22 protein-coding genes are annotated in these 21425 nt (G+C 66.3%); 5 read left to right on the forward strand and 17 right to left on the reverse strand.

Going from position 1 to position 21425, the window contains the following annotated elements:
* Positions 1–64 precede the first annotated feature (64 nt).
* The 3 genes from BLV45_RS07460 to BLV45_RS07470 are packed head-to-tail and all read left to right on the forward strand — an operon-like array spanning position 65 to position 2169.
* The gene (locus BLV45_RS07460) at positions 65–790 is read left to right on the forward strand and encodes a TetR/AcrR family transcriptional regulator (protein WP_090532775.1); all 726 of its coding nucleotides are present in this window, start codon (positions 65–67) and stop codon (positions 788–790) included.
* Between the two features lie 2 nt (positions 791–792).
* Positions 793–1377: an LOG family protein gene (locus BLV45_RS07465; protein ID WP_090531405.1), complete on the forward strand. Its 585-nt coding sequence runs from the start codon at positions 793–795 to the stop codon at positions 1375–1377.
* A gap of 45 nt (positions 1378–1422) precedes the next feature.
* Positions 1423–2169 carry an SDR family oxidoreductase gene (locus tag BLV45_RS07470; RefSeq protein WP_090531407.1) on the forward strand — a complete coding sequence of 249 codons (747 nt, stop codon included), beginning with the start codon at positions 1423–1425 and terminating at the stop codon, positions 2167–2169.
* Positions 2170–2235: 66 nt separating this feature from the next.
* On the opposite strand, the gene BLV45_RS07475 is transcribed toward BLV45_RS07470, so the two are convergent.
* The 15 genes from BLV45_RS07475 to BLV45_RS07545 form a co-directional block, all read right to left on the reverse strand.
* Entirely contained in the window at positions 2236–2967 is a 732-nt protein-coding gene (locus BLV45_RS07475) for an alanyl-tRNA editing protein (protein ID WP_090531409.1), read from the reverse strand.
* Positions 2968–3136: 169 nt separating this feature from the next.
* A complete protein-coding gene (locus tag BLV45_RS07480; protein WP_090532777.1) occupies positions 3137–3547 on the reverse strand; it encodes a group II truncated hemoglobin in 411 nt (136 codons plus the stop codon).
* A 37-nt stretch (positions 3548–3584) separates the two neighbouring features.
* On the reverse strand, positions 3585–6074 hold the full coding sequence (locus tag BLV45_RS07485; protein ID WP_090532779.1) for an ABC transporter permease: 2490 nt from the start codon (positions 6072–6074) through the stop codon (positions 3585–3587).
* Between the two features lie 92 nt (positions 6075–6166).
* Entirely contained in the window at positions 6167–6778 is a 612-nt protein-coding gene (locus BLV45_RS07490) for a DUF4126 domain-containing protein (RefSeq protein ID WP_090531411.1), read from the reverse strand.
* A gap of 286 nt (positions 6779–7064) precedes the next feature.
* The gene (gene sugE, locus BLV45_RS07495; RefSeq protein ID WP_090531413.1) at positions 7065–7385 is read right to left on the reverse strand and encodes a quaternary ammonium compound efflux SMR transporter SugE; all 321 of its coding nucleotides are present in this window, start codon (positions 7383–7385) and stop codon (positions 7065–7067) included.
* Between the two features lie 127 nt (positions 7386–7512).
* Positions 7513–8211: a two-component system response regulator KdpE gene (kdpE, locus tag BLV45_RS07500; RefSeq protein ID WP_090531415.1), complete on the reverse strand. Its 699-nt coding sequence runs from the start codon at positions 8209–8211 to the stop codon at positions 7513–7515.
* Positions 8204–11143, reverse strand: coding sequence for a DUF4118 domain-containing protein (locus tag BLV45_RS07505; RefSeq protein ID WP_090531417.1), 2940 nt, complete (start codon positions 11141–11143; stop codon positions 8204–8206). Before BLV45_RS07505 ends, kdpE begins: the two co-directional genes overlap by 8 nt.
* Before the next feature lie 174 nt (positions 11144–11317).
* Positions 11318–11896, reverse strand: coding sequence for a potassium-transporting ATPase subunit KdpC (kdpC, locus tag BLV45_RS07510; RefSeq protein WP_090531420.1), 579 nt, complete (start codon positions 11894–11896; stop codon positions 11318–11320).
* Between the two features lie 39 nt (positions 11897–11935).
* The gene (gene kdpB / locus BLV45_RS07515; RefSeq protein WP_090531422.1) at positions 11936–14110 is read right to left on the reverse strand and encodes a potassium-transporting ATPase subunit KdpB; all 2175 of its coding nucleotides are present in this window, start codon (positions 14108–14110) and stop codon (positions 11936–11938) included.
* Positions 14111–14143: 33 nt separating this feature from the next.
* Positions 14144–15949, reverse strand: a complete 1806-nt coding sequence (gene kdpA / locus BLV45_RS07520; protein WP_090531424.1) for a potassium-transporting ATPase subunit KdpA — start codon at positions 15947–15949, stop codon at positions 14144–14146.
* Positions 15946–16038 carry a K(+)-transporting ATPase subunit F gene (gene kdpF / locus BLV45_RS07525; protein ID WP_090531426.1) on the reverse strand — a complete coding sequence of 31 codons (93 nt, stop codon included), beginning with the start codon at positions 16036–16038 and terminating at the stop codon, positions 15946–15948. Before kdpF ends, kdpA begins: the two co-directional genes overlap by 4 nt.
* Entirely contained in the window at positions 16035–16148 is a 114-nt protein-coding gene (locus BLV45_RS07530) for a potassium ABC transporter ATPase (protein WP_090531428.1), read from the reverse strand. Before BLV45_RS07530 ends, kdpF begins: the two co-directional genes overlap by 4 nt.
* 181 nt (positions 16149–16329) lie before the next feature.
* Entirely contained in the window at positions 16330–17304 is a 975-nt protein-coding gene (locus BLV45_RS07535) for a quinone oxidoreductase family protein (RefSeq protein WP_090531430.1), read from the reverse strand.
* A gap of 61 nt (positions 17305–17365) precedes the next feature.
* Complete coding sequence (locus tag BLV45_RS07540; protein WP_090531432.1) at positions 17366–17755, reverse strand: methylglyoxal synthase; 390 nt, start codon at positions 17753–17755, stop codon at positions 17366–17368.
* Between the two features lie 84 nt (positions 17756–17839).
* Positions 17840–18619, reverse strand: coding sequence for an SDR family oxidoreductase (locus tag BLV45_RS07545; protein ID WP_090531433.1), 780 nt, complete (start codon positions 18617–18619; stop codon positions 17840–17842).
* Between the two features lie 313 nt (positions 18620–18932).
* Between BLV45_RS07545 and upp the strand changes: the two genes are divergently transcribed.
* A complete protein-coding gene (gene upp, locus BLV45_RS07550; protein WP_090531435.1) occupies positions 18933–19583 on the forward strand; it encodes a uracil phosphoribosyltransferase in 651 nt (216 codons plus the stop codon).
* Positions 19584–19605: 22 nt separating this feature from the next.
* Here the strand turns inward: upp and BLV45_RS07555 are convergent, their stop codons facing one another.
* Positions 19606–20028, reverse strand: coding sequence for a type II toxin-antitoxin system HicB family antitoxin (locus tag BLV45_RS07555; protein ID WP_090531437.1), 423 nt, complete (start codon positions 20026–20028; stop codon positions 19606–19608).
* Between the two features lie 70 nt (positions 20029–20098).
* Entirely contained in the window at positions 20099–20299 is a 201-nt protein-coding gene (locus tag BLV45_RS07560; RefSeq protein ID WP_407670994.1) for a type II toxin-antitoxin system HicA family toxin, read from the reverse strand.
* 262 nt (positions 20300–20561) lie between these two features.
* On the opposite strand from BLV45_RS07560, the gene BLV45_RS07565 reads away from it, so the two are divergent.
* Positions 20562–21290, forward strand: a complete 729-nt coding sequence (locus tag BLV45_RS07565; RefSeq protein WP_090531439.1) for a YebC/PmpR family DNA-binding transcriptional regulator — start codon at positions 20562–20564, stop codon at positions 21288–21290.
* Positions 21291–21425 lie beyond the last annotated feature (135 nt).

A 21425-nucleotide genomic window follows, 5' to 3' on the forward strand; every position in this document is an offset into this window, starting at 1 on the left:
GTCCGGGTGGACTGCGCGGCAGATGTTGCCGCGCACCAACCCGGCCAAACCAGGGCCGGACGACATGGAAGCCAAACCTCCCCGCCGCACCCGCGAACGGATTCTCGAACTTTCGTTGAAGCTCTTCAACGAAATCGGCGAGCCGAACGTCACGACGACGACGATCGCCGAGGAAATGGAGATCAGTCCAGGCAACCTGTACTACCACTTCCGCAACAAAGACGACATCATCAACAGCATCTTCAGCCAGTTCGAGCAGGAGATCGAAAAGCGTCTGCGTTTCCCCGACGATCACCGCGCGACCATCGACGAAATGTGGTCGTATCTGCAGTACATGATCGATTTCACGTGGCGCTATCGCTTTCTGTATCGCGACCTGAACGACCTGCTCGCGCGTAACCGCACGCTCGAGACGCATTTCAAGCAGATCATCAGCCACAAGGTGCGTTTCGCGAGCCAGTTCTGCGAGCAACTGGTGACGGACGGCGAAATGATCGCGACGCCCGACGAACTGCATGTGATCGCCACCAATATCGGTGTGATCGCAACCTACTGGCTGTCGTACCAGTTCGTGATGAACCCGCGCAAATACAACGAGCAGGAAACGATCCGCGGCGAACTGCACCAGGTCAGCGTGCAGATCATCTCGCTGATGGCCCCGTATCTGCGTGGCCGCTCGCGCCAGATCTTCGACGATCTCGTTTCAGGCAAGCTGCCGAGGCGCGAGTTTTACGATTATCTTCCCCCCAGGGAAGGCGCCGTGCCGCGCACAGAATTGAAGGACGATTGAGCATGAAAGCGGTATGTGTCTATTGCGGCTCCTCGGACGGAGCCCGCCCCCTTTACGCCGAAGCCGCGAGGGCATTCGGCCGCGCGCTCGTCAAGGCGGACCTCGCGCTCGTGTACGGCGGCGGCAAGGTCGGCCTGATGGGCGTGATCGCCGATGAGGTCATGGCCGCAGGCGGCCGCGCGATCGGCGTGATTCCCGAGTTGCTGGTCAACAAGGAAGTCGGCCACACCGGGCTGACGGAGCTGCACGTCGTGCCCGACATGCATCAGCGCAAGAAGATGATGGCCGACCTGTCCGACGCGTTCGTCGCGATGCCTGGCGGCGCCGGCACGCTCGAGGAGCTGTTCGAGGTGTTCACGTGGGCGCAGCTCGGCTATCACCAGAAGCCGGTGGCCGTGCTCAACACCGACGGCTTCTACGATCCGCTCGTGGCGTTGCTGCGCCATACCGTCGACGAAGGTTTCATGCAGCAGAAGTACTTCGACATTCTGCAGATCGACGCCAACCCCGATGTGCTGATCGGCAAGCTGCAACGCTACCGCGCACCCGCCACGGACAAGTGGGCGCAGAACCGCGCAGCCGTCTGAGCGCCTGGCTCACGGGCCCGCCCGACATTTCTTTGAGCTTCTGCCATGACCAAAGTCGTTCTGATCACAGGGGCAAGCCGCGGCATCGGACGCGCCACCGCGCGGCTTCTGGGTGCGCGCGGCTGGTCGGTCGGCGTGAACTACGCGCACAACGAAGCGGCCGCGCGTGAAACCGCCGCCGAAGTCGGCCGCGCCGGGGGCCACGCGCGCGTGATTCCCGGCGACGTCGCCGATGAGAGCGCCGTCGTCGCGATGTTCGATTCGCTCGTGCATGCGTTCGGCCGCATCGACGCCGTGGTCAACAACGCGGGTATCGTCGCGCCTTCGATGCAGCTCGCGGACATGGACGCCGAACGGCTCAGGCGGGTGTTCGACGTCAACGTGTTCGGCGCGTTTCTGGTCGCGCGCGAAGCCGCCCGTCGCATGGCGAAAGATCGCGGCGGAGACGGCGGCGTGATCGTGAACGTGTCGTCGGCGGCGTCGCGGCTTGGCTCGCCGAACGAATACGTCGACTACGCGAGCTCGAAAGGCGCGGTCGATACGATGACGATCGGTCTCGCGAAAGAACTCGGCCCGCAGGGCGTGCGCGTGAACGCGGTGCGCCCCGGCCTCATCGATACGGAGATTCACGCGAGCGGCGGACGTCCGGACCGCGCCGCCGTGCTCGGCGCGCAAACGCCACTCGGCCGGGCGGGTAGCGCGGATGAAGTGGCCGAAGCGATCGTGTGGCTGTTAAGCGATGCGGCTTCGTACGTGAATGGCGCGTTGCTGGACGTCAGCGCCGGGCGATAGGCCTCTGCCGCGGCTGGGCTGGCGACGTGTCCGCCATTCCCGGCGACGTGACCCAGGTGACGTAACTCAAGCGAATTCCAGCACGATCCGGCGCGTGCGCGCACTCTTCTTTTCCAGTTTCGCCACCCGCAGCGCGCCGATTTCCCGCGTGTTGCGCACATGCGTGCCGCCGCATGGCTGAAGATCCACGTTCTCGATGCGCAGGAGACGCACGCGCCCCAACCCCATCGGCGGCTTCACGCTCATCGTGCGAACGAGTTCCGGGCGCTGCTCCATTTCTTCATCCGTGATCCATTGCGTCGATACGCCGTGCGCGCCGCCGACCAGTTCCGCGAGACGCGCCTCGATCATCTCGCGCTCGATCGGCTCGACCGTTGCAAGATCGAGGCGCGCGTATTCGCTCGTGATGCTGCAGCCGTCCACCGGATACGGCAGCACCGCGCAGATCAGATGGCTCGCGGTGTGCAGCCGCATGTGCCGGTAGCGGCGCGTCCAGTCGATGGCCGCCGTGACGCGCTCGCCCGGCTGAAAGCGCGCGAACAGCGCGTCCTGATCGGGCGCGGGAACGTGTACGGCGTCGTCGGGCGTGGCGCCTTCGAACTTCGCCTTGCGCGTATCCGCGATGACAAGACACGTGCCGTCGGCCAGCGTCAGCGTGCCGGCGTCGCCCGCCTGGCCGCCGCCCAGCGGATAGAACACCGTCTGGTCGAGGTGGATGCCCTGCTCGTCCACGGCGGTAATCGTGGCTTCGCATTGCGTGAGGTAGGCATCTTCGCGAAAGAGCGCGCGCGTCGTCATGGGGAATCCTTCGTTATTCGGCGAAAAGTCATTATGCCTGGCAGCCCGGCGAGCCGGAAGTCAGCCACACGGCCAGCGCCGACCGGACTGTACCGGCCGTTCAGCCAGTCCAGCCTGCCTTCGGGCGACGGTCGCGGGCCGATGCGATGGGAGCGGCGCGAGCAGCCGCTCAACCCGGCCGGTTGCGCATCCAGTCGGCGGTTTCGAAGAACGAATGCAGCAGCCGTTCGCGCAGCGTTTCCGGCAACCCGATGTCTTCCATCGCAAAGGCCATGCAGCGCAGCCACTGGTCGCGTTCGTCCGAAGCGATCGCGAACGGCAGATGCCGCGCGCGCAGGCGCGGGTGGCCGAAGCGGCTGACGTAGTGGTCCGGCCCGCCCAGCCAGCCGCACAGGAACCAGAAGAGCTTGTCGCGCGAACCTTCGAGCGTCGGCGGATGGAGCGCGCGGATGCCGGCGAATTCCGGTTCGAGGTCCATCAGGTCATAAAAACGGTCGATGAGTTCGCGCACGCGCGTCTCGCCGCCCACGAGTTCGAAGGCCGTGGTCTGCGCGGGCGCTTCGTCGATCGGATCAGTCATACGTGAAAACAGAAGGAAGTCGAAAAATGGAGCGACGTCATGCGTCGCGCAGCGATTGCAGCGCCGGACGCGCCAGCACATGTCGCAGACTCAGCCAGCCGCCGATGCCCGCGCACGCGATGCCAGCGGCGATCCCGACCGGCGGCAGCCACGGGTTGAACGCGAGATAAAAATCGAAGACGCGCGTCGCGAGCACCCAGCCGATGGCCTGCGCGCCCAGTGCCGCCATCAGGCCCGCGAGCGCGCCGACCGCGACGAACTCGGCCACCTGCACGGCGCGCACCTGCGTATGCGACGCGCCCAGCGCGCGCAGCAGCGCGGATTCCCGCATGCGCTCGTCGCGCGTGCCGGCGAGCGCCGCGTACAGCACCAGCACGCCCGCCGCGAGCGTGAACGCGAACAGGAACTGCACCGCGCCGATCACCTGCTGCAACACGCGTTGCACCTGCGCGAGAATCGGGCCGGTGTCGATCGCGGTGAGGTTCGGATGCGCGGCGATCAGGCCGTCGATCGTCGCGCGCTTTTCGGGCGGCAAATGGAAGCTCGTGATGAACGTCGCGGGAAAGTCCTTCAACGCGGCCGGCGGCATCAACACGAAGAAATTGACCTTGAACGAACCCCAGTCGAGCTTGCGCACGCTCGTGACGGGCGCGTCGATCTGCAGCCCGGTCACGTCGAAACGCAGCGTGTCGCCGGGCTTCACGTTGATGGTTTTCGCGAGCCCCTGTTCGATCGAGATCTGCGGCGACGTCGTTTCGCCGTACCACGTACCGGCCTCGATGCGGTTGTCGTCGGGCAGCTGCGTCGTGTACGAGAGATTGAATTCGCGATCCACGAGGCGCCGCGCGTCTGCGGACCTGTACGAATCGGGATTGACCGGCTTGCCGTTGATCGCGATCAGGCGGCCGCGCACCATCGGCGACAGGTCGGCGCCCGGCAGGCCGTGCGCGGCCAGGTACTGCGTCACCGCTTCACGCTGGTCGGGCTGGATGTCGATGATGAATTCGTTCGGCGCATCGGGCGGCGTCGACTTGCGCCAGCCGGCGACGAGATCGTTGCGTGTCATCGCGATCAGCAGCAGGCACATGAGGCCGATGCCGAGCGCGGTGATCTGCAACGCACTCGCGCTGCTGCGCCGCTCCAGCGAAGCCAGCGCATATCGCCAGCCAATGCCCGCGTTCACCCGCTCGCTGCGCACGAGCTTCGAGGCGCCCCACAACGCGAGCCGCGCGACGAGCGCGAACACGAGCAGCCCGCCCGCGAATCCGCCCGCGACGATGCCGCCCAGCTTCAGTTCGCCCGCCGCGACGATCAGCAGCGCCGCGAACAGCCCGATGCCGAGCGCGTACGCGGCCCATGCGATGCGCCCTTCCTCGCCCCATTCGCGACGCAGCACGCGCACCGGCGGCACGCGCGTGAGCGGCAACAGCGGCGGCAACGCGAAGCCGAGCAGCAGCACGAGACCGGCCGCGACGCCTTCGAGCGCGGGCCACGCGGACGGCCACGGCAACGCGACGTCGATGAGGCTCGCCAGCCACCACAGCAGCGCGAGATGGCCGCCAAACCCGAGCAGCACACCCAGCGCGCCGCCGATCACGCCCAGCCCGACGAATTCGAGCGTGAAAAGCGCGCGCAGCGTCTTCTGGCTGACACCGAGGCAGCGCATGGCCGCGCAGCCATCGAGGTGCCGGCGCATGTAGCGATGCGCGGCCATCGCGATCGCGACGGCCGCCAGCAGCGCCGTGAGCAGCGAGACGAGCGTGAGGAAATGGCTCGCGCGGTCGAGCGTCTGGCGCACCTGCGGCTGGCCGTCCTGCAACGACTCCAGCGCGACGCCGCGCATCTTGCCGTCGTCGACGCGCGCATGCGACCACTGCGCGAACTGCGCGACGGCGTCGTCCGGACCCGCGACGAGCAGGCGATACGTGACGCGACTGCCGTAGGCGATCAATCCGGTCGATGCGAGTTCGTCGTCGCGCATCATCAGGCGCGGTGAAAAGTTGACGAACGAGAAACCGCGGTCCAGCTCACGCGTGATCACCGCGCCGATCACGAACGTGCGGCTGCCGACCTTCACCGGGTCGCCCACGTGCAGCTTCAGCGCATCGAGGAGTGCGGGATCGACCCACACGCTGCCCTTCGGCGGAATCCCGCTGGCGGCGTGGTCGGGCGCATCGGGCGCGGGCGCGATGCGCAGCGCGCCGCGCAACGGATAGGCGTCGGAGACGGCCTTGATCGCCGCGAGCCGTGACAGCGGCTGGACCGCGGTCGAGCTGATCATCGAAGGGAAAATCGCGGTGCGCGCCGTGTTCAGCTTCAGCGCCGTGGCTTCCTGGCTGAACTGCGGATCGACCGGATGATCGGCGCGCACGATGAAATCGGCGGCGATCATGCGTCGCGCGTCGCGCTCGAGCCCCTGATGCAGGCGGTCGGCGAGAAAGCCGACGCTCGACAGCGCCGCGACGGCCAGCACCAGCGCGAGCAGCAGCATCGTGAGTTCGCCCGCGCGCCAGTCGCGCAGCGTCATGCGGCCAGCCTGCCTGACGAGATCAGACAGCGTGAAGCGGCGCGCCGCCCTTTCGCGTGCCGGAACGTTGATCGAAATGCGCTGCGAGTCGCTCAATCGTGCCGGCTCCTGACGAGTCGCGACACCATATGGTTCGCCATCCCGCGAAAGCCGCCCTGCACGCCGCGCCACAAACGCGGCAACGCCCACGCGGCCGCCATCAGGAAGCCGATCAGGAGCAGCAGGAACAGGAACGGCACGAAGAGCGCGAGCAGCAGGCCGCCAAACACGAGCCCGTCTTCCGCGGAAGACGCGACCACGTTCGACACCGGTTCCGGCGAGAGATTGATCAAGGCCCGCGTGCCGGCCTTCGCCAGGTGCGCGGTGCCGGCGAGCGTGCCGCCCGCGAGCGCCGCGACGGTCAGCAGCACCGGATCGGCGTGACCGAGCGCGCCGGCTGCGAGCATCGCGCCGGCGGGAATGCGGATGAAGGTGTGAATCGCGTCCCAGAGGGAATCGACGGCGGGAATCTTGTCGGCGAGAAATTCGGCGACGGTCAGCACCGCGGCGGCGCCGATGACCCACGGCGACGACAGCACGGACAGCGTCTCGGGAAGATGGATGAGGCCAAGCCGTGAGAAGACGCCCGCCAGCAGCACGGTCAGATAGAGGCGCAAGCCGCTACCCCAGGAAAGGCCTGCTGCAAGCGAAAGTGGTTCAAGCATGGCTGCCTCCTGACGCGCTGCACCTGGCGGGTGGACGTCCATGCGTGTCGCGGGGGCGACGTGCAGGGCGAACGCGCTGGCCGGCACGGTGACGGATCTCGCTGCGCCAGAGCGGTCGATGATCAGACCCGAAGCGACGCCAGACCAGCCGCGCGAGGCTATTTGTGACTGGATCTGGTTTCATTATAGCCACGTTGATTCGCAGCCCGCTGAATGACGTCCGGGAAGGACGCCTGGCGTTGCGCGACATCCACGGCCGGACGCCTCGCGCCGGTAACCGGCGCGCTCAGTGGCCCGAAGACAGCTTCAGCCCGATCAGCCCGACGACGATCAGCGCCGCGCTCGCCACCCGCGCCATCGTCAGCGCCTCGCCCAGCATCACGATGCCGAAGATGAACGCGCCGACCGCGCCGATGCCCGTCCAGACGGCGTAAGCGGTGCCGAGCGGCAACTGGCGCATGGCCATCGCGAGCAGGATGAAGCTGCCGAGCGCCGTCACGACCGTAAACGTCGACGGCCAGAAACGCGTGAAACCGTCGGAGGATTTGAGACCGGCCGCCCATGCGACTTCGAGCAGACCGGCGATAAAAAGAAGAATCCAGGACACGGGGGACCTCCATGGATGAGATGGGGTCGTCCCCGCTATACAGAACGTGCAAGGTCGTCCTTGCACGGGCGCGATTATATCAAGATGAATCGGGTCGCGCCGGGTCGGGATATCGGAAACCCTATGATCACGTGGCGCCGACCAGCCGGTAGCCGACGCCCGTTTCGGTCACGATATGCTCCGGCTGGGCCGGATCACGCTCCAGTTTCTGCCTCAGATGCGCCATGTAGATGCGCAGGTAGTGGTGACTTTCGACGTGCGACGGCCCCCACACGTCGCGCAGCAGCTGACGGTGCGTCAGCACGCGGCCGGCGTGGCGCACGAGCGTGGCGAGCAGACGGTATTCGAGCGGCGTCAGATGGACGGGCGCGCCTTCACGGGTCACCTGACGCAACGCCAGATCGACCGTGATCGCGCCGAAATGAACCTGCGGCACTTCGTTCGCCCCGCCGTGATTGCGCCGGCGCAGATGCGCGCGAATCCGCGCGAGCAGTTCGGACACGCCGAACGGCTTGGTCAGGTAGTCGTCCGCGCCGGCGTCGAGGGCCGCGACCTTTTCGCTTTCCTGGGTGCGCGCCGACAGCACGATGACCGGCAGCTCGCTCCAGCCGCGCAGTTCGCGGATCACGTCGAGGCCGTCGGTGTCGGGCAGGCCCAGATCGACGATTACCAGATCGGGTTTGCGCGTGGCGGCTTCGACGAGACCCTGCTTGCCGGTCTCAGCGTCGTGAACCACCATGCCCTCGTCTTCCAGCGACGTCCGCACGAAGCGGCGAATCTGCTTTTCGTCTTCGATCAGGACAACGGTAATGCTCGGGTCACTCATGGGCGGGCTTTGAAATCGGCGCGGGTTCGGCTGGCGAGGCGGGCGGAATGGCAGCGGGTGACGCCGGTGATCCGGTTTCCGGCAGCGACGATCCTTCCTTCAGTGCGGCTTCATTTCCGGAGGCATCGGGGGCATCGGCTACGTCGGGTACGTCGAACGAATCCAGTGAATCGGGCGCCTCGGGTTCGGGCGGCGGCGTCTCCACCGGCAACGTGAACCAGAAGCGCGCGCCTTCGATCCGTCCGTCAGGCGCGACGCGACTGGCCGCGCCGATTGTACCGCCATGCGCGTCGACGATCGCGCGGCAGATCGCGAGCCCAAGGCCGATGCCCGGCTTCGCCGATTCCTTCTCGCCGCGCGTGAATTTCTCGAACACGCGCGCCTCCATGCCGGCGGGCAAACCCGGGCCGGCATCGTCGACGGTCACGCGCACGAACGGCTTGCCGTCGTCTTCGATGCGTTCGGCGCCGATTGCAAGCGGCGTATCCAGCGGCGCGTATTTCGCGGCGTTTTCAAACAGGTTCGAAAAGAGCCGCTCCATCAGCACCGCGTCGAGCTGAAGCAACGGCAGGTCGAGCGGCAGCTTCACCTGCACCGGATGCCGCGCCAGCACCCGGCGGCACGCGCGCAACGCGGCGCCCACCGTCTCCTCGAGCAGCGACCACTGGCGGTTCAGCTGCAGGCCGCCCGCCTGAAGCCGCGCCATGTCGAGCAGATTCGTGACGATCCCCGTCATCCGCAGCGCTTCTTCGTGAATCGCCTCGACGAGATCGTCGCCGGGTTTCGGCTCCGCGTTCGCCTCGTGCTTTTGCGCCAGCATCGACGAAAAGCCGACGATCGCCGTCAGCGGCGTGCGCAGGTCGTGCGAAATCGCCGACAGCAACGCGTTGCGCAGGCGCTCCGATTCCATGCTCACGAGCGCGTCGCGCGCGATGTCGACGTAATGCACGCGTTCGAGCGCGAGCGCGATCTGCGCGGCGAACGCATCGAGCATGCGCTGCTGTTCCGGCACGTCGAGTTCGCGATCGTCGTGCGTGACGACCGCGAGCACGCCGCGCGTGCGCATCGGCGCCTTTAACGGCAGATAGAGCGCCGTGGCCGCCGGCAGCGTGTCGGTGCCGTGGCCCGCCGGCTTCTGCTGGTCGTAGACCCACTGCCCCACGTCGATGTCGAGCGCGGCGCCATCGAGCGTGACGGCCGGATCGGTTTCCTCGATCTTCTGCTTCACCTTGTCGGCGCTATCGGGCAAAAGGATCGCGACGCGCGCGCGAAACACGTCGCTCACGTGCCGGCTGCCGATGCCGACGATCTGTTCGGTCGCCAGCGCCGCGGCCAGCTCGCGCGCCATCTCGTACATCGCACCCGTGCGCTGCTCGCGGCGCCGCGCGACGCTCGCCTCGCGGCGCAGGCTCGACGTCAGATGGCTGATCACGAGCGACGTCAGCAGCATGCCGAGGAACGTCAGCAGATATTGCGTATCCGTCACCGACAGCGACATGCGCGGCGGCACGAAAAAGAAATCGAACGCCGCGACGCTCACAAACGACAGCACGACACCCGGCCCGCGCCCAAGCTTTGCCGCCGTGAAAATCACGCCCAGCAGATACAGCATGACGAGATTGGTCAGGTCGATGTGATTCGCGAGCTGGCTCGCCACCACCGTGATGGCCGCGCAGATCGCCAGCGCCCCGCCATACGCGGCGGGCGGCGAACGCCGCTCGCGGACCGCGCCCAGCGCGTCGCGCCATGCGCTTGCGCCGGCGTCGAGCGGCGCGTGGCGCACGCTGGCATCGCTTGCCCGCGGCGCGCCGATCAACGTCAGGTCGAGGTCGCCCGCGCGCTCCGCGATGCGCTCGCCCAGCGGACGGCGAAGCCAGCGCGCGAAACCCGTGCGCGACGAAGCACCCGCCACGAGCTTCGACACGTTGCGCACCCGCGCATAGCCGATCAGCGCCGCGACGGCATCGTTGCCGGCGAGCGTCGCGGTTTCTCCGCCGAGTTCAGCGGCGAGCTTCAGCGCGTTGAGCGTGCGCTCGCGCCGCGCGTCGGGCAGCCGTTGCAGCTTCGGCGTCTCGACATACACGGCGATCCAGTCGGCCCTAAGGCTCGCGGCAAGCCGCGCGGCGCCGCGCACGAGCGCGGGCGCATCCGGCCCGGGTCCGACGCAGACGAGCAGACGCTCGCGCGCCTGCCAGATACGCTGGATCGACTGGTCGGCGCGGTATTCGCGCATCTGCGCGTCGACGCGGTCGGCCGTGCGTCGCAACGCGAGTTCGCGCAACGCGATCAGGTTGCCCTTGCGAAAGAAATTGCGCACCGCGCGCTCGGCCTGCTGCGGCAGATAGACCTTGCCGTCACGCATCCGGTCGAGCAGTTCCGCGGCGGGCAGATCGACGAGCGTGACGTCATCCGCGCCGTCGAACACGCGGTCGGGCACCGTCTCCCAGACGCGAATGCCGGTGATCTGTCCGACCACGTCGTTGAGGCTTTCGAGGTGCTGGACGTTGACCGTCGTATAGACATCGATGCCGGCGTCGAGCAGTTCGTGAACGTCCTGCCAGCGCTTCAGATGCCGCGCGCCGTGGACGTTCGAATGCGCGAGTTCGTCGACGAGGATCAGTTGCGGCTTGCGCGCGAGCGCCGCGTCGAGATCGAATTCGCCGAGCCTGCGGCCGCGATAGTCGATCTGCGCCAGCGGCAGCACGTCGAGGCCGTCGAGCAGCGCGGCGGTTTCGGTGCGCCCGTGCGTCTCCGCAATGCCCACGACCACGTCGATGCCTTCGTCGGCGCGACGGCGCGCGGCCTGCAGCATCGCATACGTTTTTCCCACGCCCGCCGAAGCGCCGAAGAAAATCTTCAGCCTGCCACGCTGGCTTTCTGCTTCCTCGCGCTGCAGCCGGTCGAGGAGCGCATCGGGATCGGGTCGGTTCATGCGTCGTCGTTCTGGTGTTGCCGCCGCGGCGTGCGCGCGGGCGGCAGGTCATCCGTGCATGGTCGCACGCCGGTGAATCCGCTGCAATTTGACGCGTACACGCGCGAACGCGAAAGGCAGCGCCGCGGCGCCGCCCTGAACTGCACCGGCAACATCAAGCCACGCGTCAAGGTCCTATCCGCGAGACGCTGCGTCGAGCGCGAGATTCAACTCCAGCACGTTCACACGCGGTTCACCCAGGATTCCGAACTGGCGGCCGCTCGTATAACGGTCCACCAGCGCCGCTACATCGTTTGCGCTCATCCCGCGCGCCTTCGCGACGCGTGCGATCTGATACGCCGCCGCGGCCGGGCTGATCTCGGGATCGAGCCCGCTGGCCGAGGACGTCACGAGATCGACCGGCACCGGCTGCGACATGTCGGTGCCGGCGGCCTTCAGCGCGTCGATGCGGCCCTTGACTTCATCGACGAGCGCCGGGTTGGTCGGGCCGATGTTCGAGCCCGACGAGCCCTGCGCGTTGTACGGCATCGGCGCGGTTGCCGACAGGCGGCCCCAGAAATACCGCGGCGCGTCGAACTGCTGGCCGATCAGCTTCGAGCCGGCCACCTTGCCGTCCACTTCGACGAGGCTGCCGTTGGCCTGATCGTGGAAGGCGGCCTGCCCCACCGCGGTCATCATCGCGGGATACGCGAGACCCGTCACCGCGCTCAGCACGGCGAAGATCACGATGAGCGGACGAAATAGCGATTTCATGACGACTGTTTCCTTTTGAATGATCTGAAGCGGGCCGGGTCACACCCAGCCGAACGCGGCCAGCACCATGTCGATGAGCTTGATGCCGATGAACGGCACGATGATCCCGCCAAGGCCGTACACCAGCAGGTTGCGGCGCAGCAGCACCGCGGCGCCGAGCGGCCGGTAGCGCACGCCCTTCAGCGCGAGCGGAATCAGCATCACGATGATCAGCGCGTTGAAAATCACCGCCGACATGATCGCGGACGCCGGCGTGGCGAGATGCATCACGTTCAGCGCATTCAGCGCCGGGTAGGTCGTGGCGAACGCGGCCGGGATGATCGCGAAGTACTTGGCAACATCGTTGGCAATCGAGAACGTCGTGAGCGAGCCGCGCGTCATCAGCATCTGCTTGCCGATTTCGACGATCTCGATCAGCTTGGTGGGATTCGAATCGAGGTCGACCATGTTGCCGGCTTCCTTCGCCGCCTGCGTGCCGGTGTTCATCGCCACCGCGACGTCGGCCTGGGCGAGCGCCGGGGCGTCGTTCGTGCCGTCGCCGGTCATCGCGACAAGGCGACCCTCGGCCTGGTGCGCGCGGATCGTCGCGAGCTTCGCTTCCGGCGTGGCTTCGGCGAGAAAATCGTCGACGCCGGCTTCCGCTGCGATCGCCGCCGCGGTCAGCCGGTTGTCGCCCGTCACCATCACGGTCTTGATGCCCATCTTGCGCAGCTCGGCGAAGCGCTCCTTGATGCCGCCCTTGACCACGTCCTTCAGTTCGATCACGCCGAGCACGCGCGCCACGCCGTCCAGCTGTTCCGCCACCACGAGCGGCGTGCTGCCGCGCCGCGCGACTTCAGCGACCGCGTTGCTGACTTCCTGCGGATAACGGCCGCCGTGCGCCTCGACGTAGTGCTTCACGGCGTCGGCTGCGCCCTTGCGGATCTCGCGACCCGGTGCCGCCCCGGAGGAAGCCCCCTTGGGGGGCGCCCCGGAGGAAGTCCCGCTGGACGACGCCCCGGAGGAAGTCCCCTTGGGGGACAGGTCGACGCCGCTCATCCGCGTCTGGGCGCTAAACGCGAGGAACACCGGATGCAGCGCCGCCATGTCGCGTTGACGGATGTTGAAGCGCTGCTTCGCGAGCACGACGATGCTGCGGCCTTCCGGCGTTTCGTCGGCGAGCGACGACAGTTGCGCCGCGTCGGCGAGCATTTCCTCGGTGACGCCGGGCGCCGGCACGAAAAGCGAAGCCTGACGGTTGCCGAGCGTGATCGTGCCGGTCTTGTCGAGCAGCAGCACGTCAACGTCGCCCGCCGCTTCCACCGCGCGGCCCGAGGTCGCGATCACGTTCGCCTGCATCATGCGGCTCATGCCGGCCACGCCGATCGCGGACAACAGGCCGCCGATCGTCGTCGGAATCAGGCACACGAGCAGCGCGACGAGCGCCGTGATCGTCACGACGTGCCCGGCGGCCAGATGGGCGGCCTCGACGGAGAACATCGAGAACGGCAGCAGTGTCGCGGTGGCGAGCAGCATCACGATCGTCAGCGCGACGAGCAGGATCGTCAGTGCGATTTCGTTTGGCGTTTTCTGGCGCTTCGCGCCTTCGACCATCGCGATCATGCGGTCGAGAAACGCCTCGCCCGGATTGGCCGTCACCCTCACGACGATCCAGTCCGACAGCACGCGCGTGCCGCCCGTCACCGACGAAAAGTCGCCGCCCGATTCGCGGATCACCGGCGCCGATTCGCCAGTGATCGCCGATTCATCGACCGACGCGACGCCTTCGATCACCTCACCGTCAGCCGGAATCACGTCGCCGGTTTCGACGAGCACGACGTCGCCACGGCGCAGGTCGGTGGCCGTCATGATGCGGATCGGCGACTTCGGATGCGGCTCGTTGAGCTTCTTCGCCATCACGTCTTTCTTCGCGCTGCGCAGCGATGCGGCCTGGGCCTTCGAACGGCCTTCGGCGAGCGCCTCGGCGAAGTTCGCGAACAGCACCGTGAACCACAGCCACAGCGTGACCGCGAGAATGAAACCCGCGGGCGCCTCGGCCTGGCCGGCGAGCGCGGCGACCCAGAGGATCGTCGTCAGGATGCTGCCGACGTACACGCAGAACATCACCGGGTTGCGAAACTGCGTACGCGGCGTGAGTTTTCTGAAGGAGTCCGCGATCGCCGGGCGCACCAGCGCCGGGTCGAACATGGACCGGGTTGCAGAATGGTCAGTCATTTTCTTTTGTCCGAATTCCAGTGAAATGCCACATCAATGGCCGACGATCATCATCAGATGTTCGACACCGGGCCCGAGCGCAAGCGCCGGCACATACGTCAGCGCGCCGACCAGCAGCACCGTGCCCAGCAGCAGCACGACGAAGAGCGCGCCGTGCGTCGGCAGCGTGCCGCCCGTGGCGGCGATGCGCTTTTTCGAAGCGAGCGAGCCCGCGATCGCCAGCACCGGCACGATCGAGCCGAAGCGGCCGAACCACATCGCGACACCGGTCAGCCAGTTGTAGAACGGCGTATTCACGGTGAGGCCGGCGAATGCGCTGCCGTTGTTGTTCGCGGCGGAACTGAACGCGTAGAGGATTTCGGAGAAGCCGTGCGCGCCGGGGTTCATGATGCCGGCCCTGCCCGCATCGGTGAGCACGGCAATCGACGTGCCGACGAGCACCAGCAGCGGCGTCAGCAGCACGACGATCGACACCATCTTCATCTCGTACGCCTCGATCTTCTTGCCGACGTATTCCGGCGTGCGGCCGATCATCAGCCCCGCGACGAACACGGCGAGCAGCGCGAACACGAGCATCCCGTACAGACCCGAGCCGACGCCGCCGAAGATCACTTCGCCGAGCTGGATCAGAAGCAGCGGAATCAGGCCGCCGAGCGGCGTCAGCGAATCGTGCATGGTGTCGACGGCGCCGCACGACGCCGCGGTGGTCGCGACCGTGAAGATGCCCGACTGCGCGATGCCGAAGCGCGTTTCCTTGCCTTCCATGTTGCCGCCCGGCTGCAGCGCGCTCGCCGACTGGTCGACATGCAACGCGGTGAGCGCCGGGTTGCCGCTCTGCTCCGCGCCGATTTCGCCCGCCACGCAGACGGCGAACGCGATCGTCATCACGGCGAGCACGGCGACGCCCTGCCTGCGGTCGGCGATCATCTGTCCGAACACGAGACACAGCGCAGCCGGAATGATCAGGATCGAGAAGATCTGCAGGAAGTTCGAGAACGGCGTCGGGTTTTCATACGGATGCGCCGAGTTGCCGTTAAAGAAGCCGCCACCGTTCGTGCCGAGCATCTTGATCGCTTCCTGCGAAGCCACCGGACCCATTGCGATGGTCTGCGTCGTCACGGGCGTGTCGACCGTGACCGCGTTGCCCTTCGCGTCCTTCACCGGGTTGCCTTGCGCGTCGAGTTTCGGCGCGGCGTAGTGCGTGGCTTGCAGCACCGGCACGTCCTGATACGCGCTGAAGTTCTGGATCACGCCCTGACTCATCAGCAGCGCGGCGATCACGGCCGACATCGGCACGAGCACATACAGTGTCACGCGCGTGATGTCGACCCAGAAGTTGCCGATGGTCTGCGCCGTATGGCGCGCGAAGCCGCGAATCAGCGCGATCACGACGACGATGCCCGTTGCCGCCGACAGGAAGTTCTGCACCGTGAAGCCGAGCATCTGCGCCAGGTAGCCGACCGTCTGCTCCGGCGAATAGTCCTGCCAGTTCGTGTTCGTGACGAAGCTGACCGCCGTGTTGAACGCGCCATCGACGGTCATTGCGCCGAACTGTTGCGGATTGCCCGGCAACCCGCCCTGCACGCGCAGCAACAGATACAGGAAGCCGACGCCGAACGTGTTGAACGCGATCGTCGCGATCGCGTAGTGCTTCCAGCCCATTTCCTTCGACGGATCGACGCCCGCGACGCGATACAGCAGCCGTTCGAGCGGCGCGCCGACGCGCACGACGCGCGAGGTGCCGTCCATCACCTTCGCGACATGGCGCGCGACGGGCACCGCCGCCGCGAGCAGGACGACCAGAAAGAGCCCGGTTTGAAGGACATTGTTCGGGTTCATTCAATGTCCTCCGCGCGCAGCAGCGCGTAGACGAGGTAGGCGAACAGCAACGCGGTCGCCGAGCCCGAGAGCCACAGGATCCAGGTCATGAGCGCGCTCCCTGGCCACGGCGGAACTGCATCAACTTCTCGCAGCCGGCGATCAATGCAAAGGTCAGCGCCGAAAACAGCACCAGGCCCCCGATGTACAGCACATCCATTTAGAGTTCTCCCTGTACGGACTTTGGATGCCTGCCAGGATATGCCGATGCACGTAAAGGACGGGTCAAAGCTTCAGACCGTCGTGTAAAAAACGCGTAAACGACAAAGGCCGTGCCCGGTTTCCCGGGCACGGCCTTTGTCCTGACACCTCTGCGTTACTGCGTTACGTCGTGCCGGTCATCAGGGCAGCAGCACCGTCGAACCTGTCGTGCGACGGCCTTCCAGATCCGCGTGCGCCTTGCCCACATCCTGCAACGCGTAACGCTGGTTCACACTCGTCTTCACCTTGCCCGTCACGATGACGTCGAAGAGTTCGGCGGCCATCGCATCGTAGTCGGCGCGTTTGCCCATATACGTGAAGAGCGTCGGCCGCGTGAAGAAGAGCGAGCCGCGTCCGGCGAACTCGGACGAATCGATCGGCGGCAGCGGGCCCGACGCGTTGCCGAAGCTCACGAACATGCCGAGCGGCGCGAGACAGTCGAGCGACGCGGTAAACGTGTCCTTGCCGATCGAGTCGTAGACCACCGGCACGCCCGCGCCATTCGTGATTTCGCGCACGCGCTTCGTGAAGTTCTCGCGCGTGTAGACGATCGGGTGATCGCAGCCGTGCGCCTTCGCGATTTCGGCTTTCTCATCCGAGCCGACCGTGCCGATCACCGTCGCGCCGAGCGCCTTCGCCCACTGGCACGCGATCAGGCCGACGCCGCCCGCCGCCGCCTGGATCAGGATCGTGTCGCCGGCTTTCACGCGATACGTGCGCCGCAGCAGGTATTGCGCGGTGAGGCCCTGCAGCATCACCGAGGCGGCATCTTCGTAGCCGATCGCGTCGGGCAGCTTCACGACCTGCGCGGCCGGCAGCACGCGCTCCTGCGCGTACGCGCCCGGCGGGCGCGCCACGTAGGCGACGCGCTCGCCCACCTTCACGCCCGTCACGCCCGCGCCGACTTCCGTCACTTCGCCGGCGGCTTCCATGCCGAGGCCGCCTGGCAGCGGCAGCGGATACAGGCCCGTGCGGAAATACACGTCGATGTAGTTGAGGCCGACCGCATGCTGACGGATGCGGATCTCGCCCTCGCCCGGCTGGCCCACGTCCACGTCGACCCATTTCATTACTTCCGGGCCGCCCGTCCTGTCGAATCGGATCGCTTTCGTCATGGTGTCTCCTGATGTTGCGACTGGCTGAAAGATCGGTTTGATCAGTTTGCCGGAGCCTGCGTCAAGCCTTCTGCGCGAGACGCAGCGTCAGCACGTCGAGAATCATCCGCGCGGTCGAGATGTTCGTCGCGCACGGAATGTTGTGTACGTCGCACGCGCGTACCAGCGCGTTGATGTCCGGTTCGTGCGGCTGCGGCGTCATCGGGTCGCGCAGGAAGATCACCATGTCGACCTTGCCTTCCGCGAGCTGCGCGCCGATCTGCAGGTCGCCGCCGTGCGGACCGGACAGCATCCGCTCGACCGTCAGCCCGTGCGCCGCGGCGATCCGCGAACCAGTCGTGCCCGTCGCGAGAAGTTCGCAGCGCGCGAGCGTGGCGGCATATTCGCCGGAGAGCTGGACGATGTCGTCCTTCTTGTGATCGTGCGCGATGAGCGCGACGCGGGTGGTCATGAAGCCCTACTCCTTCCTGAGTGCATTGTTATGGTTGGGTAATACGGTCACGCGACGATCACGCGTGACCTGCTGCGCTAGATATCAGAACGTGCCCGGATACGAGCCGCCGTCGATCAGCCAGTTCTGGCCGGTAATGTAACCCGCGTGCGTGCTGCACAGGAACGCGCAGGCGCGGCCGAACTCGTCGGGCGTGCCGAAACGGCCCGCCGGAATCGACGCCATGCGGCGTCTGCGCGATTCATCGATGGAGATATTCTGCGCTTTCGCCTGCGCCGTGATCGTGGCGACGATGCGGTCGGTGTCGAACATGCCCGGCAGCAGGTTGTTGATCGTCACGCCCTGCGGCGCGACCTTGCGCGCGAGACCCGCGACGAAACCCGTCAGCCCCGAGCGCGCGCCGTTCGAAAGACCGAGCACGTCGATCGGCGCCTTGACCGCCGAACTCGTGATGTTGACGATGCGGCCGAACCCGCGGCTGATCATGCCGTCGATCGTCGCGCGCATCAGTTCGATCGGCGTCAGCATGTTGGATTCGAGCGCGCGGATCCAGTCGTCGTGCGTGAACTGGCGAAAGTCGCCCGGCGGCGGGCCACCCGCGTTGTTGACGAGGATGTCCGGCTGCGGACACGCGGCAAGCGCGGCCGCGCGCCCTTCGGGCGTGGTGATGTCGCAGGCGACGGCTTTCACGTCGACGCCGGTCGCGGCGCGGATCGCGGCGGCGGTCACCTCGAGCGTCTCCACCGTGCGCGCGACGATGACGACGTTCACGCCTTCGGCGGCGAGCGCTTCGGCGCAGCCCCGGCCAAGACCCTTGCTCGCCGCGCACACCAGCGCGGTCCGTCCTGCGATGCCCAGATCCATTTTTCGTGTCCTTTCTTTCTGTCAGTGTCGAGGGGTCGGCATCGAAAGCCCGATGACGGCCCGGCCGGCCTGTGTTGCGCCCACGCGGCGACCCCGAAGCAACCGTCAAGCAACCATCGGGCAACCATGGCAACGCGCCGATGCCCCGATTCTAGAAGAATCGACGGCGCGCTGCCGGCGGCCGCCTCGCAATCTCCGGTATCTTCCTGCGGCACTTTCGGTAAACTTGCAGCCGTGGTGCGCGCTGCTGGCCGGTTTCCGGCGCAAGGCGACGTGCCAGCCGATCCCTCTTGCCGCAGCCCGCGCATACGCCATGACACAGGACAGCCGTTTTCCCAATCTTTTCATCCTCGATCACCCGCTGATCCAGCACAAGCTGTCGCACATGCGCGACCGGGACACGTCGACGCGCACGTTCCGCGAACTGCTGCGCGAAATCACGCTGCTGATGGGCTACGAAATCACCCGCAACCTGCCGATGACCACCCGCCCGGTCTCGACGCCGCTCGTCGACATCGACGCACCGGTGATCGCCGGCAAGAAGCTCGCGATCGTGCCGGTGCTGCGCGCGGGCATCGGCATGTCGGACGGCCTGCTGGAGCTGATTCCGTCGGCGCGCGTCGGCCACATCGGCGTGTATCGCGCCGACGATCACCGGCCGGTCGAATATCTGGTGCGCCTGCCGGACCTGGAAGACCGGATCTTCATCCTGTGCGATCCGATGGTCGCGACCGGCTATTCGGCGGTGCATGCCGTCGACGTGCTCAAGCGCCGCAACGTGCCGGGCGAGAACATCATGTTCCTCGCGCTGGTCGCCGCGCCCGAAGGCGTCCAGGTGTTTCAGGACGCGCATCCGGACGTGAAGCTGTACGTCGCCTCGCTCGATTCGCACCTGAACGAGCACGCGTACATCGTGCCGGGTCTGGGCGACGCGGGCGACCGCCTGTTCGGCACCAAGAATTGACGCTGTGGCGCCGGCGCTGGCGTCAGGCGGGCACCACGGAAAGCTCGAGGCGCTTGCCCAGCGCCGCGAATGCCGATGCGATCGTGTCGATCTTCGTCACGTGACCGATATCGATGACACGCTGGATGTCCTGCGGCCGGGTATGAAGGCGTCTCGCCAGCTCGGCCGGTGAAACCTTTTGCGTGAGCATTTCGTTCAGCAACAGGACCTTCGCAGCCAGACTCGCCGGCAGTTCGATCAACGCTTCGCCGCGCCGGGGTTTTGATGGCGAAGGCACCGGACGCTTGTCCTCGAAATAGAAATCCATCGCCGTGGCCAGCGCGTCGACTGCCATTTCCCGCGCTTCGTCGAGCGTCGCGCCCGAAGTCAGCGCTTCCGGGATGTCGCGGAATGAAACGGTGAAGCCGGCCTCGTCCCTTTCGATGCGGGCGGGATAACGAAACATGTCACTCTCCGTATGTCGTGTTCCCGGGCGGTCAGCCGGGTGATCAGCAAGCCCCTTGCGGGGCCTGCCCTTATTTACAGTTCAACTGCTTCAAAATGGCCTTTCGAAGCGGCTCGGAAATCTCATGAGCAGGATGCCGTGGCATCGTGGTCTGCCGACCGTTCAGGTATACCTTCAAATGCCTTGAGCCTTGTTCGAAAGTCGCGCCCTGGTCAGCGAGCCAGCGTTTAAACTCGCTTTGTTTCACCCTCCCCCCTGTGTCCGGGAACACGCAGCCAAATATAAACAAATTTGTTTATATTTACAATACCCCGTTCCGCCCGGGGCAAACCCGCCGCATTTCCCTGCCCTGACCCCCTGCCGCCCCACGCCGGCATGATAAAATTCGAATCCGCTCATCACGCGGCGCAAACCGGCCTCCACGCTGCGAGGCGCGCCCGACGCGCCTGTCCGCGCGCGTGATCAGGCAACGAAAATGCATCGACAATCGGAACAATGCGTGCGCCTCACGGGCGCATGCGACGGAGAAAGTAATGGCGGGTCATTCGAAATGGGCCAACATCAAGCATAAGAAAGCGGCGACCGATGCCAAACGCGGCAAGATCTGGACGCGGCTGATCAAGGAAATTCAGGTCGCGGCCCGCATGGGCGGCGGCGACGCCGACACGAACCCGCGTCTGCGGCTCGCCGTCGACAAGGCGTACGACGCCAACATGCCGAAGGACAACATCAACCGCGCGATCCAGCGCGGCGTGGGCGGCGTCGACGGCGCGACCTACGAGGAAATCCGCTACGAAGGCTACGGCATCGGCGGCGCGGCGATCATCGTCGACACGATGACCGACAACCGCACGCGTACGGTCGCGGAAGTGCGTCACGCGTTCTCGAAGTTCGGCGGCAACATGGGCACGGACGGCTCGGTGTCGTTCATGTTCGATCACGTCGGCCAGTTCCTGTTCGCGCCCGGCACGCCGGAAGACACGCTGATGGAAGCCGCGCTCGAAGCCGGCGCGGACGACGTCGTCACGAACGAGGACGGCAGCATCGAAGTCGTCTGCCCGGCGAACGATTTCCCGAAGGTGAAGGCCGCGCTCGAAGCCGCCGGCTTCAAGGCAGAGGTGGCGGAAGTCACGATGAAACCGCAGACGGAAGTCGAGTTCACCGGCGACGACGCGGCAAAAATGCAGAAACTGCTCGACGCCCTGGAAAACCTGGACGACGTGCAGGAAGTCTATACAAACGCAGCCATCGCCGACGAATAAACCGGTGCGCATCGCACAGGTCGTGCGGCGACGGCCGGTAGCACGGTTATCGCGTGGGGTCGATTCGGGTCGATGCGCGAAGTTGTCGCGCTGGATGCGGTTGTTGCAGCAAACCACGGCTGACGCATGCGCGTC

Source organism: Paraburkholderia sartisoli (assembly GCF_900107685.1).
GTDB classification, from domain to species: domain Bacteria; phylum Pseudomonadota; class Gammaproteobacteria; order Burkholderiales; family Burkholderiaceae; genus Paraburkholderia; species Paraburkholderia sartisoli.